The organism is Rhodopseudomonas telluris (genome assembly GCF_042432815.1).
GTDB lineage: Bacteria > Pseudomonadota > Alphaproteobacteria > Rhizobiales > Xanthobacteraceae > Rhodopseudomonas > Rhodopseudomonas telluris.
This window is the reverse complement of sequence record NZ_JBHLWM010000012.1, coordinates 170,241-185,396: the sequence shown is the minus strand read 5'-3', so window position 1 is coordinate 185,396 and position 15,156 is coordinate 170,241. Positions and strand designations below refer to the sequence as shown.

The window sequence follows — 15,156 nt, the reverse complement described above, 5'->3', positions numbered from 1 at the left end:
ACCACGCGATCAGATGCGACCAAATTTCTGCAGTTGCCACTCTGACGCACCTGAATAGCTTGCTCCCGGAATGGGGAACATCGTGATCACGGGCGCGATTTGTCGCAGCCGCGCCAGGCTGCTGTTGGCGACATGGAGCTTGACCTCGGGGTACGCCCTCGCGGTCGCTTCGGCCGTCGCCGTGCTGTCCCTGGCGCCGGGACCGGCGCGCGCGCAATTCGTCTGCGACGGAAGCTCCGGATCTGGGACCGCAACCGCCACCGGCGCGGTGGCGTGCGGCACGCAATCGTCTGCGACCGGTGCTGCCAGTTCAGCCTTCGGCATGCAAAGCAGCGCGACGAACACGAACGCGTCCGCGTTCGGTTTCCAGGCCAACGCGACCGGGACAAACGCCACGGCGATCGGCGCCTCGTCGAACGCGACCGGCTCCAGCGCGATCGCGGTCGGATTTCAGTCGGATGCGACGGCTGCCAATGCCGCCGCGTTCGGCGGCTCGGCCCAGGCAACCGGCCTATCGTCGCTGGCCGCCGGCTTCAACGCGGCGGCGAGCGGCGACAGCAGCGTCGCGCTCGGCCGCGCCTCGGCGGCGAGCGGCGCCAACGCGGTCGCGACCGGCTCCGGCGCGAGCGCGACCCAAAGCGCGGCGATCGCCTCCGGCTACAACAGTGCGGCCACCGGCGTGTCAGCCTCCGCCTATGGAACGGGCAGCGCAGCGAGCGGCGCCAATGCCGTCGCGATCGGCAGCGCGAGCGCCGCCGCGGGCAGCGCCAGCATCGCCATGGGCAATGCGGCGCAAGCCACGACGGATTTCAGCATCGCGCTCGGCAACAGCGCTGCAGCGAGCAGCAGCTACGCGGTCGCGATCGGCTCCGGGGCCAGCGCGAGCCAGACCGACGCCATCGCGATCGGGCACGGCAGCACGGCGTCCGCCGCGTCCACCGCGGCCTATGGCAACAACAGCACCGCCAGCGGCGACGCCAGCACCGCGGTCGGCTCGTTGGCGAGCGCCAGCGGCACGCGTACCACCGCGATCGGCACCAATGCGCAGGCCTTCAGCGACTATTCGACGGCGCTGGGGAGTTCGACGCAGACCGGCGGAGTCGCTGCGGTAGCGGTCGGCTATCTCAGCAGAGCGATGGCCGACGATGCCATCGCGATCGGCCGAAACGCGAACGCCGGCGGCATCTCGTCGCTCGCGTTCGGCCTCTCGTCCGCTGCGAGCGCCACCAATGCCGTTGCGATCGGCCGGTCCGCCAGCGCGTCCGGAGCCAACTCCGTCGCGCTCGGCGCCGGCTCGGTCGCCGACACCGCCAACACCGTCTCGGTCGGCGCCGTCGGCAGCGAGCGCAAAATCGTCAATGTCGCGGCCGGCACGCTGGCGGCGGGCTCGACCGACGTGGTGAATGGCGGACAGCTCTACACCGCCAACCAGCGCGTCGCCGCGGCGTTCGGCGCGACGCTCGATGCCAACGGCCAGATCAACGCGCCGAGCTACACCATTCGCGGCACCGCCTACGACAATGTCGGCAGCGCCTTCAGCGCAGTCGACACCGCGTTCGGCAATCTGCAGACCGCGGTGTCGAACGGCAGCATCGGTCTGGTGCAGCAGGCGTCGAGCAGTGCGACGATCACCGTCGCGGCGGCCAGCGGCGGCACGCTGGTGGACTTCACCGGCACCTCCGGCACGCGCACGCTGACCGGGCTCAGCGCCGGCACCCTGTCGGCGAGTTCAACCGACGCCGTCAACGGCGCCCAGCTCTACGCCACCAACCAGCAGGTCGCGGCGCTGAGTTCGATCGTCGCCGGGATCTCGGCGAGTTCGACGTATGTCCGCGTCAACTCCTCCAGCACCGCTGCCAGCGCAACGGGTAGCAACGCGGCGTCGATCGGCACCAACGCGCAGGCGTCGGGCAGCAACTCCACCGCGATCGGCACCGATGCGGCCGCCTCGGGGAGCAACGCGATCGCGCTCGGCACCAGTTCGGTCGCCAGCGCCGAAGGCGCGATTGCGATCGGCACCACCGCGGCCTCGACCGGCACCAATGCGATCGCGATCGGCACTGGCGCCTCGGCCACCGGCTCGGTCGCGGTCGGCGTCACCGCCACGGCGGCCAATGGCGGCGCGGCGTTCGGCGACCGCGCCGTGGCGACCGGCGCCAACAGCGCCGCGCTCGGCCCCGACGCCTCGGCGACCGCGGCGCGCAGCGTCGCGGTCGGCAGCGGCGCGATCGTCACCGCCAGCAACGCGGTGGCGCTCGGCGCAGGGTCGATCGCGGCCGAAGCCAACACGGTGTCGGTCGGCTCGTCCGGCAGCGAGCGCCGCATCACCAACGTCGCCGCCGGCGTGTCGCAGACCGATGCGGTCAATGTCGGCCAGCTCACCAGCGTCGCCTCCGGGCTTCAGTCGCAGATCGGCGGATTGCAGGGCCAGATCACCGACAATCAGCGTGAAGCACGGCGCGGCATCGTCGCCGCGGTCGCCGTCGCCCCGGTGCTGATGCCCTCCGCCGCCGGTAAGACCACCTTGGCGGTCAACACCGGATTCTATCGCGGCGAGACCGGCGTCGGCATCGGCGTCTCTCACCGCCTCAACATGTCGCTGCCAACCGTGGTCTACGGCAGCTATTCCAACGGCGGCGGTGTCGAGCATGTCGGACGCGCCGGCGTCGCGGTCGAGTTCTAGTCGCCGATGCGCGCCCTTGCCGCTTTCACCGTCACGATCTTTGCCATGACGATGTCGCACGCGCAGGCGCAGGCGCAGCAGCCCGCGACGCCGGCTCAGCAACCCGCGCAGCAACAACCCGCGTCCCCCCCGACTGCGCCGCCGCAGCCGTCGCCGGCCTGGGGCAATCTGCCGAAACTGGTGCTGGAGCGGCAGTTCGCCGGGCCGCTGCAGGACACGATCGTCCAGCGCTGGCGCGATCCGGTCGACAATTCCGTCTGCTACATCTACCTGCCGATCAGCGTGCCGCATTCGCCGACCACCAGTTCCGGATTCGTGCAATATGGCGGCAATTCAATCGGCTCGATCAGTTGCCTGCCGGGCTCCGCTCCCCGCCCGAGCGCGCCCGGCGCCGGGCAGACCCGCAAGCCCTAGCAAATCACAATCGCTCGAATCTGGCCCGCGGACGCTCGTTTCCGGCGCTGCGTTGCGCTAACAGGGCTCGCACTCCTCGCGACAAGAGCAAGCCCCATGCCCGACACGATCGATTTCCTGAAGACCCGCCGCTCGGTGAAGCCGCGCGAGATGACCGGACCCGGCCCCTCGCCCGCCGAAATCGAGACCATCCTGACGATCGGCGCGCGGGTGCCGGACCACGGCAAGATCGCGCCGTGGCGCTTCATCGTGTTCGAAGGCGACGCACGGACGCGTGGCGGCGTGGTGATCGCCGAGGTGTTCGCGCGCAAACATCCGGATGCGACGCCGCAGCAGATCGCCGCCGAACAGGGACGGCTGTCCGAAGCACCGCTGGTGATCGCGGTGGTGAGTTCGCCGAAACCGCATCCGAAAGTGCCCGAGTGGGAGCAGGAATTGTCGGCTGGCGCGAGCTGCATGAACATCGTCGCCGCCGCCACCGCGCTCGGCTACGGCGCCAATTGGCTGTCTGGCTGGATCGCCTACGACCGCGACGTGCTAAGCGGCCTCGGCCTGAAGGAGCACGAAAAGCTCGCCGGCTTCATCCACATCGGCCGCCGCACCAAGGACGTCGAAGACCGCCCGCGCCCGACGCTGGCCGAGGTGGTGACGCGGTTCTGAACCACGTCGTCATTGCGAGGAGCGCAGCGACGAAGCAATCCAGGCCGCGCGCCTGACGCTGGATTGCTTCGCGCCGTTCGCAATGACGGAGAAATGTTCTCAGACCTACGCCGCCTTCGAGGCGGCGTGGCCGAACCGGGCCAGCAGCCCGGCGATCTCCGCGGCGGGGCGAGCCGGGCTGAACAGGAAGCCTTGCACCTCGTGGCAGCCTTCGCCGCGTAGCGCATCGAGCTGCTCGATGGTCTCGACGCCTTCGGCGAGCGTGGTGATATCGAGGCTGCGGCCGAGGCCGGCGATGGCGCGGACGATGGCGAGGCAGTCCGGTCGCTCGGTGACGTCGCGCACGAACGAGCGATCGATCTTGATCTTGTCGAACGGAAAGCTGCGCAAGTAACTCAGCGACGAATAGCCGGTGCCGAAATCGTCCATCGAGATGCGGACGCCGAGCGCGCGGAGCTGATGCAGGGTCGCCAGATTGGCCTCGCTGTCGGCGAGAAACAGCGATTCGGTGATTTCCAGCTCCAGCCGCCGCGGCGACAGCCCGGACTGCGCCAGCGCCGAGATCACCACCTGCACCAGATTGCGGCTGCGGAACTGCACCGGCGACAGATTCACCGCGACCTTGATGTCGTCCGGCCAGCGCGCCGCCTCCATGCAGGCCTGGCGCAGCACCCATTCGCCGAGCCCGACGATCAGGCCGATGTCTTCGGCGACCGGGATGAAATCCGCCGGCGAGATCATGCCCCGCTCGGGATGGCGCCAGCGCAGCAGCGATTCAAATCCGCCGACCCTGTCCTCGGCCAGATCGATCAGCGGCTGATAGTGCAGATCGAACTCGCCATGCGCGAAGGCGTGGCGCAGGTCGATCTCCATGTCGCGGCGGATCTGCGCCTGGCGGTCCATCTCCTTCTCGAAGAAATGATGACAGCCGCCGCCGGACGCCTTGGCGCGATACAGCGCCATGTCGGCGTTCCGCAGCAGCGCCTCGCAATCGTCGCCGTCTCCCGGCGCCATCGCAATCCCGATCGAGGCGCCGATCACCACTTCGAGCCCGTCCATGTCGTAGGGCGCGCTGACGATTTCGATCAGCCGCCCGGCGAAATCGCTGGCTTCGTTCGGCGAGTTGAACTGACTGAGCACCAGCGCGAATTCGTCGCCGCCGAGCCGTGCGACCAGATCGCCGCCGCCGACCGCGTTGCGCAGTCGCTCGGCGACACAGCGGAGCAGCCGGTCGCCCATCGGGTGGCCGAACGAGTCGTTGACGTTCTTGAACAGATCGAGGTCGAGGCACATCACCGCGACGCGGGCGCCGCCGTCGCGCGCCTGATCGAGTGCCTGCTGCAGCCGCTCCTGATACAGCGCGCGGTTGGGAAGGTTCGTCAGGCCGTCGTGATGCGCCATATGGGCGATCTTCGCCTCGGCCTTGCGCCGCTCGGTGATGTCCACCACGGCGACGAGAAATCCCTCGCGGCCGTCGAACACCACGCGGCGGCCGAAAGTCAGCACCTCGATGGCGGTGCCGTCCGCCTTGACATGGCGCCAGTTGCCCTCGGACTGATAGCTGTCGCCGATCGAAAGCAGCGCGTGGCTGTGGGCCACCCATTCCTCGCGCGGCCAGATTTCGCGCAGCGTCATGCGCAGGAACGTCTCGCGGTCGTAGCCGTAATGCTGCACGGCCGCATCGTTGACGCTGAGGAACTCCGTGGTAGCCGCGTCGAACACCCACATCGGCATCGGATTGCCGTCGAACAGCAGGCGGAACGACTCCTCGCGCTTCTTCAGCGAGGTGATGTCGGAAATCGTCAGCGACACGATATCGCCGAAACCGTTGGCGCCGAGGCTGAGATTGCGATCGTCGGTGTCGATCGCGATGGTGTCCTGCCCACCATTGTCGACCAGCGCCAGCAACCGCGCCACCACGCTCGGGTCGCACAATAGGTGCTTGCCGGCAGACAGCCGGCTCCATTGCAGCGCGCTCGGCGACTCGCCGAGCAGATCGGAGGCGCCGTCGTTGAGATGCACGATCTGGAAATCGAACGGCCGTTCGTCCGGTCCGCGGATGGTGGCGAGCGAGACGATGCCGTCGTCGGTGGAAGCGAAGATCGCGTCGAGCAGGTTGTAGCGGAAACCGTCTTCGTTGATGTAGACGCCGACCAGTGTTGCGCCCCAGCGCGACGCGGTCGGCAGCGCCAGCAGCACGTATTTCTGCACGATGCCGTCGCGCACGACGTGGGCTGTGCCGAGATAAGGCCGCTGGTTCTTGAGCGCGCTGGTCGCGGTCTGCACCAGCGCAGTGGCGCAATCCGGCGACAGCGCATCGAGCGGGATGTCCCATCGATCGTCGCCCAGCCATTGCTGCACGTAGCGGCCGGTCCGCGATACGCCGGGCGTGTCGCCGGAGAGCTGCAGCAGCGCCATCTGGTCGGCGAGCCGACCAAGACTGCCGAGCATCACCTCTTCATAGCTCGGCAGCGACTGTCCGGGCTGGACGGCCGCGTACCATTTGCGCTGCAGAATTGCGAGATCGGCAGAGAGCTGTGTCGTCAGCGTCTCCCGACTGTGTCTGGCCGTCACCTGTCGCGTCCCCGCGCCCAATCCATCGGGTTCCAGTCGACGTATTCCTGATTAAGACGATGTAAACGCCGCGGTAACCTGGCGCGAAACGCTTGATTATGATGGATTTATGTCACGTCATGGTTAGTTGGCATTAGCGATTGTGACAGCTATCACAGACCCGCCCTGCCCCGCGCTCGGAGAGCTGGTATCGGGAAAAATTGCCACCCGACTGCTAGACTTTTAGATCAATCCTCCGTTTGCAGAGTCATGATACCGAAATCTCCTCTCATCATCCGTGGAAACGGTCCCGGCTCAGGTCGGTAGCACAGGAACGAAAGCGCGCCTGATGTCGGCCGCACTTGCTTTAGCGCTTTGGCACGCCAGCGACGACGGCATCGTCACGCTCGACCGCGACAGCCTCATCCAGCACGCCAATGCGAGCTGGTGCCGGACCATGTCGGCCAGCGAAGCCGACCTGATCGGTCGCCGCTGGACCGATTTGTGGTCCTCCGACGCGCTTGCGCAGCGCGCCGTGACGCGTGCCCGCGAGGGGCTGCCGACGCGGTTCTCCGCGTCGTGCTCATCGCCGACGGGCCGGACGCTGTGGTTCGATCTTCTGGTCGCGCCCGTCAGTCCCGATAGCGACGCCCGAGCTGCGATCGTGGTCCGCAGCGTCGATATCACGGCGCGCAAGCAGGCCGAGAGCGACCTGGAAAAGCGTCTCGCCGAGAAGGAGGCGGCGCTTTCCGTTTTGATCGGACAGGCCGCAAATCAGTCGAAGCGGATTGCCGCCGCGACGGCACGCACGGTTCATGCCGAAAAGCTGCGCCTGCTCGGGCATTTCGTCGGCAACATCGTGCACGACATGAACAACGTGCTCCTGGTGCTGGGCGGCGCGACCGACGCACTTCTGCACGACGTCCACCGGTCCGCGCGCAGCGAAACCGCGCAGCATCTCGACACTGCACTTCGTCGCGGCAAACGGCTGGTTCGCCAGTTGCTGAACCTGTCGCGCATCGAGGACACCGAGCCGCACGTCGTCGCGGCCGCCGAATTCACGCGGAACACGATCGACCTGGTGCGCCACATGCTGCCCGGCGGCATCGTCCTGCAGGTGGAGGTCGATCCGAATTGCTGGCCGGTGCTGATCAGCGAGGCCCGCCTGCAGGCGGTGATCCTCAATCTCGCGGCCAACGCCCGCGACGCGATGGGGGAACGCGGAACGCTGACGCTGTCGGTCAAGAACTGCTACGCGGTGGAACGGCCGCCGACGTTGACTCCCGGCGACTACGTACATTTCTCACTGCGTGATACGGGCAGCGGCATGCCGCCGCACGTGTTGGCGCGCGCCGGCGAAGCTTACTTCACCACCAAGGATCCGGACAAAGGAACGGGGCTCGGCCTCTCCTCCGCCTTCGAACTGGCTGCGCAATGCGGCGGGCGGGTGATCATCGCCAGCGAAGTCGGAACCGGCACCGCGATCAATCTCTATCTGCCGCGCACCGGCGCCGAAGGTCGTCGGATCGCCGCCCCGACCAAGCTCGATCGGACCGCGCACGGCAACGCCACCATTCTGCTGCTCGAAGGCGACGAGATGGTTCGCGCGCATCTGGCCGCGCTGTTGAAAGACCTCGGCTATCAGGTGATCGAGGCCGCAGAGCCGGGCATCGCCACCGCCCTGCTGAGCGGCGTCGACAACATCGATCTCGCCTGCATCGATCTGCAGCTCGATCGGGGCCTGGGGCCGACGCTGGCGAGCGAGCTGCGCACACGCTGGCCGGCCCTGCCGCTCATCTTCACCACCGGCGGGGCGTCGATCGTCGTCCCTGCCGACGAACTGGTGTTTCGCAAGCCGATATCCGAGCCGATGTTCGCCCGCGCCATTCTCGAGAAACTGCGGCGGCTGCCGGTGTCGGTGACGGCAGCGGAAACGCTGCGGCTGTCGGCGCGGATACGCGACAAAATCCGCAACGATGCGGTGCGCACCGCGTTCGATGCGTGGCGCGCCTGGTGCGCCGAGCACGGACGGCTGCCGGATCCCGCCTGGATCAGGCAGGCTGCCGCGGGCTTGCTCCATACCAGCTGCCTTGTCAGGATCGAGCCGAGCCGGCCTGCACCGGCGTTCCGCATCGTGTTCACCGGCCAATCGCTGGAGCAGCGCCTCGGCCGCACACCCGAGGACGAAGTCATCACGGGCACCGCCGGCGACCTGATGAATCTGATGACGGCCGCGTATCACCGCGCCGCCCGCGGTATCGCCCATTTCGACTATGCGCGCATCGGACTTGGCGCGCAGCCGTCGCTGATCTTCGAACGATTGATCCTGCCGCTCTCCGACGCGGAGGATAGTGTCACTCACCTGTTCGCGATCATATCGTTCGCGGATGGCGGATTCTCCGGCGAGGGCCTGTTCCATGACATTGATTGATTTCAACGCTCCCGACCTGGCGCGTCAGCTCGAGCAGTTGTCCGACGCCGAACGCGACGCGGCGCCGTTCGGCATCATCAAGCTCGACGGGTCGGGGCGCGTCACCGAGTTCAACGCTACCGAGGCGCGGCTCTCGGGCTACGGATCGCGGCCGGCGCTGGGTCTCGACTTCTTCGCCAGCGTCGCTCCCTGCATGGGCACGCCGGAGTTCAAGGGACGGATCGAGCAGGCCCAGCGGCTCGGCGCCGTGGACATCGAGATCGGCCATGTCGGCGATTTCTCCGATCCGGACCGCGAGCTGCAGCTCCGTGCCCAGTCGGCCAGCGACGGTGGGCTGTGGATCTGCATCCTTCGCGAGGCGATGTTCTGATCGTATGCGACGGGATGCTGTGACGGCGCGGTAGAAGGACGGCGGTGGACGGTCAGGCGTGCGTCAGCGCGCCAAGACTTCGATCTCGCCGTCGACGCCGTTGACGACGTTGAAGCCGCGCTCGAACATCTTGCCTTCGTTCTTGGCGATAGCGCGGTACTCACCTTCCGACAGGATCACCCGCGGGAACGCGCCGATCGACTCCTTCACGACGTCGCCGCCGGGCGTGAGAACCGACCAGGCGGTGTTGGCGAGCGCTTCGCCGCCCTTTTCCGACACCAGCTTCAGGGTGATCACCGCGGCGCGGTGGGTGACGGTGACGTCGGTCAGCTTGCCGGCCGTGACGCGAATGTCCGAACGCACCACCGAATTGGCGTCGCCGTAGTTCGAGACGATGTAGTACGTGCCTTCCGGCACCAGCACGACATCGCCCGCGGCGGCGTTCGGCACCAGCGGCGCGCGCTGGGTGTTCTCGAATTGGCTACCCTTAAAGATCGAGAACGAAATCTGGTTCTGCGGAATCCGCGTGCCGCCGACGCGGCCTTCGATCCGCAGTCCGCCGGCCGGCAGGACGAAGGCCTCGCGGTCGGTATCGGCCTTCAGCGTCACCGGCCGCACCGCGCTGACCAGACCGTGGGCGACGTGCACCACGTAGTTGCCGGGCGGCAGCACGATGTTCGGGGTCGCGCCGTGATCCTCGCGGACCAGCTTGATCACGCCGGTTTCGTCCGGGCGGTCGGAATACACCCGCCACACCAGCCCGCTGTTGATGGTCGGCAGGTCTTTGCCGTAGCGCGCGGTCAGCGCCAGCACGCCCTGCGTCGGGGCGACCGGGGCCGGCAGCGGCGACGACGCCGGCGGCGTCACGGCGGCGACCGGCGGCTGGGTCAGCGGTGCCGGCAAGGTCGGGACAGCGGCAGGACCGCCGGACGGGGCCAGGCTGATCGCGCCGCCGGACGGCGGCTCAGGCACGCTCGCGGGGGGAATCGGCGGGGGACGATCGCTGAACAATTGGGCCGCCGCCGGCTGCGCCGACAGGACGGCCACACAGGCGAACGCACAGGCGAGCCGCAGCCGTCCGCGTGGCCCTGCCCGGCCGGTTTTGCCCCTGCAAATCATGGCTGATGGTTTTCACTGAAAACGAGGCAAATTCAAGCCTGTGCCTCGCGCGCGGAATCCGGCCGGACGGACTCGCCGGTAACGTGGTGGTTTTCGCCGGAATGTCACGATTTCCCCCTAGTCCGGCCCTCCACAGGCATTCATCATGCGGTGCAAAGCGATCTGGCAAAGATCAATCGATCGCGCTTTGATTTCGACTGGTTTACACCGCGCCGGCGTCCGTTCGTGGAATGCGGCGCGGATTCGAGGAGACAGCCGTGCTGGAAAATCTGATCGGTCGCGGACAGAGCGCTCCGCCAAACCCGGGCAAGGTGGGACTCGACACCATCCGCCGGCCGGTAATCGGCCTGGCGCTCGGCGGCGGCGCGGCGCGCGGCTTCGCGCATATCGGCATCCTGCGCACCCTCTTGGCGGCGGGAATCGCCCCGGACGTCGTGGTCGGCACCTCGATTGGTGCGGTGGTGGGTGGCGCCTATGTGGCGGGCCATCTCGACACGCTGGAGGAATGGGCACGCGGGCTGCAGCCGCGCAACATCCTGGGCTATCTCGACATCCGGCTGAACGGCTCGGGCCTGATCGGCGGCAGCAAGCTCGCCGCACAGCTCGAGGCCACGCTCGGCCAGATCATGATCCAGGACCTCAAGCAGAAATTCGCCAGCGTCGCGACCGAAGTGCGCACCGGCCACGAGATCTGGCTGACGCATGGCCGGATCGTCGACGCGGTGCGGGCGTCCTATGCCCTGCCCGGCATCTTCTCGCCGGTGCTGATCGGCGACCGCTGGCTGGTGGACGGCGCGCTGGTCAATCCGGTGCCGGTGTCGGCCGCGCGCGCGCTCGGCGCCGAAATCGTCATCGCCGCCAACGTCTCGAGCGACGTGTTCGGCCACGGCACCACGATCTTCTCGCACGGTTCGGTCGAAGAGGAGATTGAACCGTCACCGGAGCCCGCGCCCAAGCGCGGCTTCGGCCGGTTCTTCTCGCCGGAGCGGTTCGTCAAGCAGGAGCTGTTCGGCAGCGACAGCCGCCCGGGCATTTCCAAGGTGATGGTCGACGCCTTCAACATCATGCAGGACCGCATCACCCGCGCCCGCTTGGCCGGCGATCCGCCCGACATGCTGATCTCGCCGCGGGTCGGCCGGATCGGCTGGTTCGACTTCCACCGAGCCGACGAGATGATCGCGCACGGCGCCCGCGCCGCCGAGCGCGCGATCGACTCGATCCGCGAGGCGATCGAGGAAGCCGCGCCGCAGGGAGCGAAGGTCGAGGTGCCGGTAGAAACCTGAGCGGCCGCCTAGCGGCGGCGCGGAGCGACCACGCACCAGGCGATCGTACCCAACGGACACGCCAGCGCGATCCAGCACAACATCCGCCAGATGCCGTGCTCGCCAAGCAGCGCCGATAGCAATCCAAACACGGTGGCTACGGCCAGCACGACGGGCCACAGCCATTGCCGTCGCAGCGCGCTCATGATGCAGGGCTCCCGGCTTTTGCATCGTCCCTGCGGCGCGGCCGCTTTGCTCCCCACAGATAGAGCCCGCTGATCAGGACGACGATCGTGGCGATGTCGAGCAGCGCCCAGATGATCTTGAGCGGCAGCCCGCCATAGTCGCCGAAATGCAGCGGCTGCGACATGAACAGCGCGGTCGCGTACCACGGCATGTCGCGCACCGAAACCACCTGCCCGGTCGACGCATCGGCGAGCGCCGGCTTGAGGATGCGGCTGGTGATCGGCGTGTTGCCGGTGAGAAAGATCGCGACGTGCGACGGCGTGGCGAACGGCGTGCCGGGAAACGCCACCGTCATCACGTTCATGCCGGGCACGGCGGCGCGAACCTCGCGCAGCACGTCGTCGATCGAGGCGCGCCGGCCATCGCTTGCCGCCGGCTTCGCCTGCAACGCCATCTCGACGAGCTGATTAGCCTGCCAGGCGAGTTCGATCGGCGCGGCCAGCGTGTTGATGACACCGGTGAAGCTGACGACGCCGAACCAGGCCAGCGTCACGATGCCGAGCAGATTGTGCAGGTCGAGCCATGTCCGCCGCCGGCTGCCGTCGGCCCGGACCACGCCGAAGTCGAGACGTCGCGTGAACGGACCGTACAGCGCCACGCCGGACACGATGGCGACGACCAGCAGCAGCCCCATCGCGCCGAGAAACAGCGTGCCCGGCACGCCGCCGAACAGATCGAGATGCAGCCGCGTCATCACATACAGGAAGCCCTCGTTCGGCTGCGGGACGGCTATCTGCGCTCCGGTGCGGGTGTCGAACACCTGATAGTGAAACGTGGCCGGATCGGCCGTCATCGACGCCGCGGTCGGCACCTTCAGGATCGGATGGTCCCGATCGTAGAACAGATACGGCACCACCTCGCCCGGCCGCGCCGCCAAGGCCCGCGCGATCATCGTGTCCACCGAGGCCGTGCCGGGGGCCGCCGTGGTGGCCGCGAGCTGCAGATCGGGACCGAGCTCGTCCTTGAAGATCAGCGGCAGGCCAGTCAGGCACAGCAGCAGCGCGAACAGCGTGCAGATCAGGCTGCTCCAGCGATGCACCCACACCCAGGCTCGAACGGCACGCCGCGTCATCGGCGGCGTGCCTTGCTGGCATCGATCCTCACCACCGGTACCTGATCCCAGCCAGCACCGTCCGGCGATTGCCGAACTGGCAGTAATAGCCCGACGAGCAGCTCGAATAATATTCCTTGTCGAACAGATTGTTGACGTTGAGCGTCAGCGACGTCCCCTTCAGGCTTGGCGTCAGGTTGGCAAGCTCGTATTTCAACGCCGCATCCACCACCGTATAGGCCGGCGTGCGCAGCGTGTTGGCATCGTCGCCATAGCTGGCGCCGACATGACGGATGCCACCGCCGACCGTCAGGCCGGTGACCGGGCCGGACTGGAACGTGTAGTTCGCCCACAGCGAGCCGAAGTAATCAGGCACGGCCTGCGGCCGGTTGCCGATGATCGACGTCGTCGTGGACCGCGCCACGCGGGTGTCGAGAAAGGTCAAGGCACCGACCAGTTCGAGGCCGTCAGTGACGGTGCCGCGGGCTTCGAATTCGACGCCCTTCGAGCGGATCTCGCCCTGCTGCACGTTGAAGCCCGGCACCGACGACGGCGTCAGCACGTTCTGCTGCCGGATGTCGAACACCGAGGCGGTGAGCAGGATCGGCAGGAGCGTCGGCTGATACTTGATACCGCCTTCGTATTGCTCGGCCGTGGTCGGAATGAACGGCTGTCCGTCCGCGCCGACGCCCGTCACCGGTTCGAACGAGGTCGAATAGCTGACATAGGGCGCGACGCCGCTGTCGAACAGATACAGCAGGCCGGCCCGATAGGTGGTCTTGTCGTCCGACTGATTGGAGCGCGAACCGGCAAGACGGCTCTCGGTGCTCTGCTCGGCCCAGTCGTGGCGGACGCCGAGCGTGGCGCGCCAGCCGCCCAGGCTGATCTGATCCTGCGCATACAGCCCGGTCTGCGACAGCTTCTGGCCGCTGTCGATCAGCGAGGCGAGCGAGCCGACCGGCTGATTGTACTGCGGATTGACGACGTCGAGCGAGGTCGCGCCGCCGAGCTGATAGACCCAATTGCTCAGCGTGTTCTGATAATCGACGCCGGTGATGACCTTGTGCTGCAGCGCGCCGGTGGCGAAATCGAACTGGACGCGGTTGTCGGTGGACAGGCCGCCGACGTCCTCGATCGATCGCAGCGCCCAGCGCGGGATCGTGCCGGCGGCGGTGAGCGGCCCGCTCATCTGCAGCGACTTGAAGTCGATGTCGACGTGCGAATAGCGCAGGCTCGACTTGACGCTGACGACCTCGTTCAGCCGTTTGTCGAACTGATAGCCGATGCCGTATTGTTCGCGCTCGAACGAGTCGAAACGGGGATCGCCAACGTTGAGCTTGGAATTCAGATACGGCCGGTACTGCAGCGGCGCCAGCAAGGTCGGGTACAGCGAGTTGAAATAACCGCCCTTCGGGTCCTTCTGATAGTAGCTCTGGATGGTGAAGCGCGTATCCATGTCGGGCGCCCAGGTCAGCGCCGGCGCGACGGCGAAACGCTGCTCGTCGACATTGTCGTAGCGCGTGCCGGAGGTCCGGCCGATCGCGCTCAGGCTGTACTGCCAGTGCCCGTCCTTATCGAGCGCGCCCTGACTGGTGACGCCGGATTGAATGCGGCCGTAAGTGCCGCCCTCGACGCGAACTTCGTTGTACGGGACCGCGCTCGGCATCCGGCTGATCTGATTGACGAGACCGCCCGGGCTGGTCTGGCCGTACAGCACCGCCGACGGCCCCTTCAGCACCTCGACGCGGTCGAGCAGGAACGGATCGATCGCGGTGTTGGCGAAGGCCTGGCCGCGCGGCAGCTTCAGGCCGTCGAGGAAGCTGACGTAGTTGGTCGCGGTGCCGAACGCGCCGAAGCCGCGGATGAAGACGCTGTCGTAGCGCGCATTGGTGTCGGCATCCGACAGCACGCCCGCGGTGTAGCGCAGCGCGTTGGCCACCGTCTGAACGTTCTGGTCGTCCATCTGGCGCCGCGTGATGGTCGAGATCGACTGCGGCGTTTCCAGCACCGGCGTATCGGTCTTGGTCGCGGTGGCCGTGGTGCGGGCAACGTAGCGGTCGGCGCTGTTGCTCGGGTTGACCGGCCTCGCCGCAGGCGTCGCCGGCTCGCGCGCCGGTGTCCGCGCCGGCGCGGCGCGCTGAGCCGCTTGGGTGGATGGCGCGCGGCGCGCGGCGCGACGTTCGGCGGGCTGCACGGTGACCGGCGGCAGCGCGACCCCGGCTTCGCGCGCGGTCTGCGCCAGCGCTTCGGAGCCGCTGCTCAGCGACAGCGCAATCGCCACACCGACGACAATCTTGTTTTCGTTTCCCATCCGCTATCCCCCAGATACCTCGCGTCGAGGCGGGCGGGAAATAAACGGGACGGGAC

12 protein-coding genes are annotated in these 15,156 nt (G+C 67.5%); 6 read left to right on the top strand and 6 right to left on the bottom strand.

Translation table 11 applies throughout. The annotated features are described in order from the left end of the window. Nucleotides 1-9 precede the first annotated feature (9 nt). Complete coding sequence (locus ACFFJ6_RS24800; RefSeq protein WP_378392991.1) at nt 10-345, bottom strand: hypothetical protein; 336 nt, start codon at nt 343-345, stop codon at nt 10-12. On the opposite strand from ACFFJ6_RS24800, the gene ACFFJ6_RS24795 reads away from it, so the two are divergent. The 3 genes from ACFFJ6_RS24795 to ACFFJ6_RS24785 all read left to right on the top strand — a co-directional run bounded on the left by ACFFJ6_RS24795 (nt 323) and on the right by ACFFJ6_RS24785 (nt 3,757). Further along, a complete protein-coding gene (locus ACFFJ6_RS24795; protein ID WP_378392989.1) occupies nt 323-2,683 on the top strand; it encodes a YadA family autotransporter adhesin in 2,361 nt (786 codons plus the stop codon). The two genes, ACFFJ6_RS24800 and ACFFJ6_RS24795, sit on opposite strands and share 23 nt — an antisense overlap. 45 nt (nt 2,684-2,728) lie before the next feature. After that, nucleotides 2,729-3,097 carry a hypothetical protein gene (locus tag ACFFJ6_RS24790; protein WP_378392987.1) on the top strand — a complete coding sequence of 123 codons (369 nt, stop codon included), beginning with the start codon at nt 2,729-2,731 and terminating at the stop codon, nt 3,095-3,097. Nucleotides 3,098-3,193: 96 nt separating this feature from the next. Then, complete coding sequence (locus tag ACFFJ6_RS24785) at nt 3,194-3,757, top strand: nitroreductase family protein (RefSeq protein ID WP_378392985.1); 564 nt, start codon at nt 3,194-3,196, stop codon at nt 3,755-3,757. Nucleotides 3,758-3,862: 105 nt separating this feature from the next. Here the strand turns inward: ACFFJ6_RS24785 and ACFFJ6_RS24780 are convergent, their stop codons facing one another. Next, the gene (locus ACFFJ6_RS24780) at nt 3,863-6,331 is read right to left on the bottom strand and encodes a putative bifunctional diguanylate cyclase/phosphodiesterase (protein WP_378392983.1); all 2,469 of its coding nucleotides are present in this window, start codon (nt 6,329-6,331) and stop codon (nt 3,863-3,865) included. Between the two features lie 328 nt (nt 6,332-6,659). Between ACFFJ6_RS24780 and ACFFJ6_RS24775 the strand changes: the two genes are divergently transcribed. Continuing rightward, nucleotides 6,660-8,741: an ATP-binding response regulator gene (locus tag ACFFJ6_RS24775; RefSeq protein ID WP_378392982.1), complete on the top strand. Its 2,082-nt coding sequence runs from the start codon at nt 6,660-6,662 to the stop codon at nt 8,739-8,741. Then, the gene (locus tag ACFFJ6_RS24770; protein ID WP_378392980.1) at nt 8,728-9,111 is read left to right on the top strand and encodes a PAS domain-containing protein; all 384 of its coding nucleotides are present in this window, start codon (nt 8,728-8,730) and stop codon (nt 9,109-9,111) included. The genes ACFFJ6_RS24775 and ACFFJ6_RS24770 overlap by 14 nt, the downstream gene beginning before the upstream one ends. Before the next feature lie 63 nt (nt 9,112-9,174). On the opposite strand, the gene ACFFJ6_RS24765 is transcribed toward ACFFJ6_RS24770, so the two are convergent. Further along, nucleotides 9,175-10,230, bottom strand: a complete 1,056-nt coding sequence (locus ACFFJ6_RS24765) for an RgsD C-terminal domain-containing protein (protein ID WP_378392979.1) — start codon at nt 10,228-10,230, stop codon at nt 9,175-9,177. A gap of 257 nt (nt 10,231-10,487) precedes the next feature. Here ACFFJ6_RS24765 and ACFFJ6_RS24760 point away from each other — a divergent pair, with 257 nt between their 5' ends. After that, entirely contained in the window at nt 10,488-11,513 is a 1,026-nt protein-coding gene (locus tag ACFFJ6_RS24760) for a patatin-like phospholipase family protein (protein WP_378392977.1), read from the top strand. Nucleotides 11,514-11,521: 8 nt separating this feature from the next. On the opposite strand, the gene ACFFJ6_RS24755 is transcribed toward ACFFJ6_RS24760, so the two are convergent. From ACFFJ6_RS24755 to ACFFJ6_RS24745, 3 genes are read right to left on the bottom strand one after another with little or no spacing between them, the layout of a single operon-like run. After that, the gene (locus ACFFJ6_RS24755) at nt 11,522-11,698 is read right to left on the bottom strand and encodes a hypothetical protein (RefSeq protein WP_378392975.1); all 177 of its coding nucleotides are present in this window, start codon (nt 11,696-11,698) and stop codon (nt 11,522-11,524) included. Beyond that, nucleotides 11,695-12,810, bottom strand: a complete 1,116-nt coding sequence (locus ACFFJ6_RS24750) for a PepSY-associated TM helix domain-containing protein (protein WP_378392973.1) — start codon at nt 12,808-12,810, stop codon at nt 11,695-11,697. Before ACFFJ6_RS24750 ends, ACFFJ6_RS24755 begins: the two co-directional genes overlap by 4 nt. 28 nt (nt 12,811-12,838) lie before the next feature. Next, nucleotides 12,839-15,100 (bottom strand): TonB-dependent siderophore receptor, encoded by a 2,262-nt coding sequence (locus tag ACFFJ6_RS24745; protein ID WP_378392971.1) that lies wholly within the window; start codon nt 15,098-15,100, stop codon nt 12,839-12,841. Nucleotides 15,101-15,156: the final 56 nt, after the last annotated feature.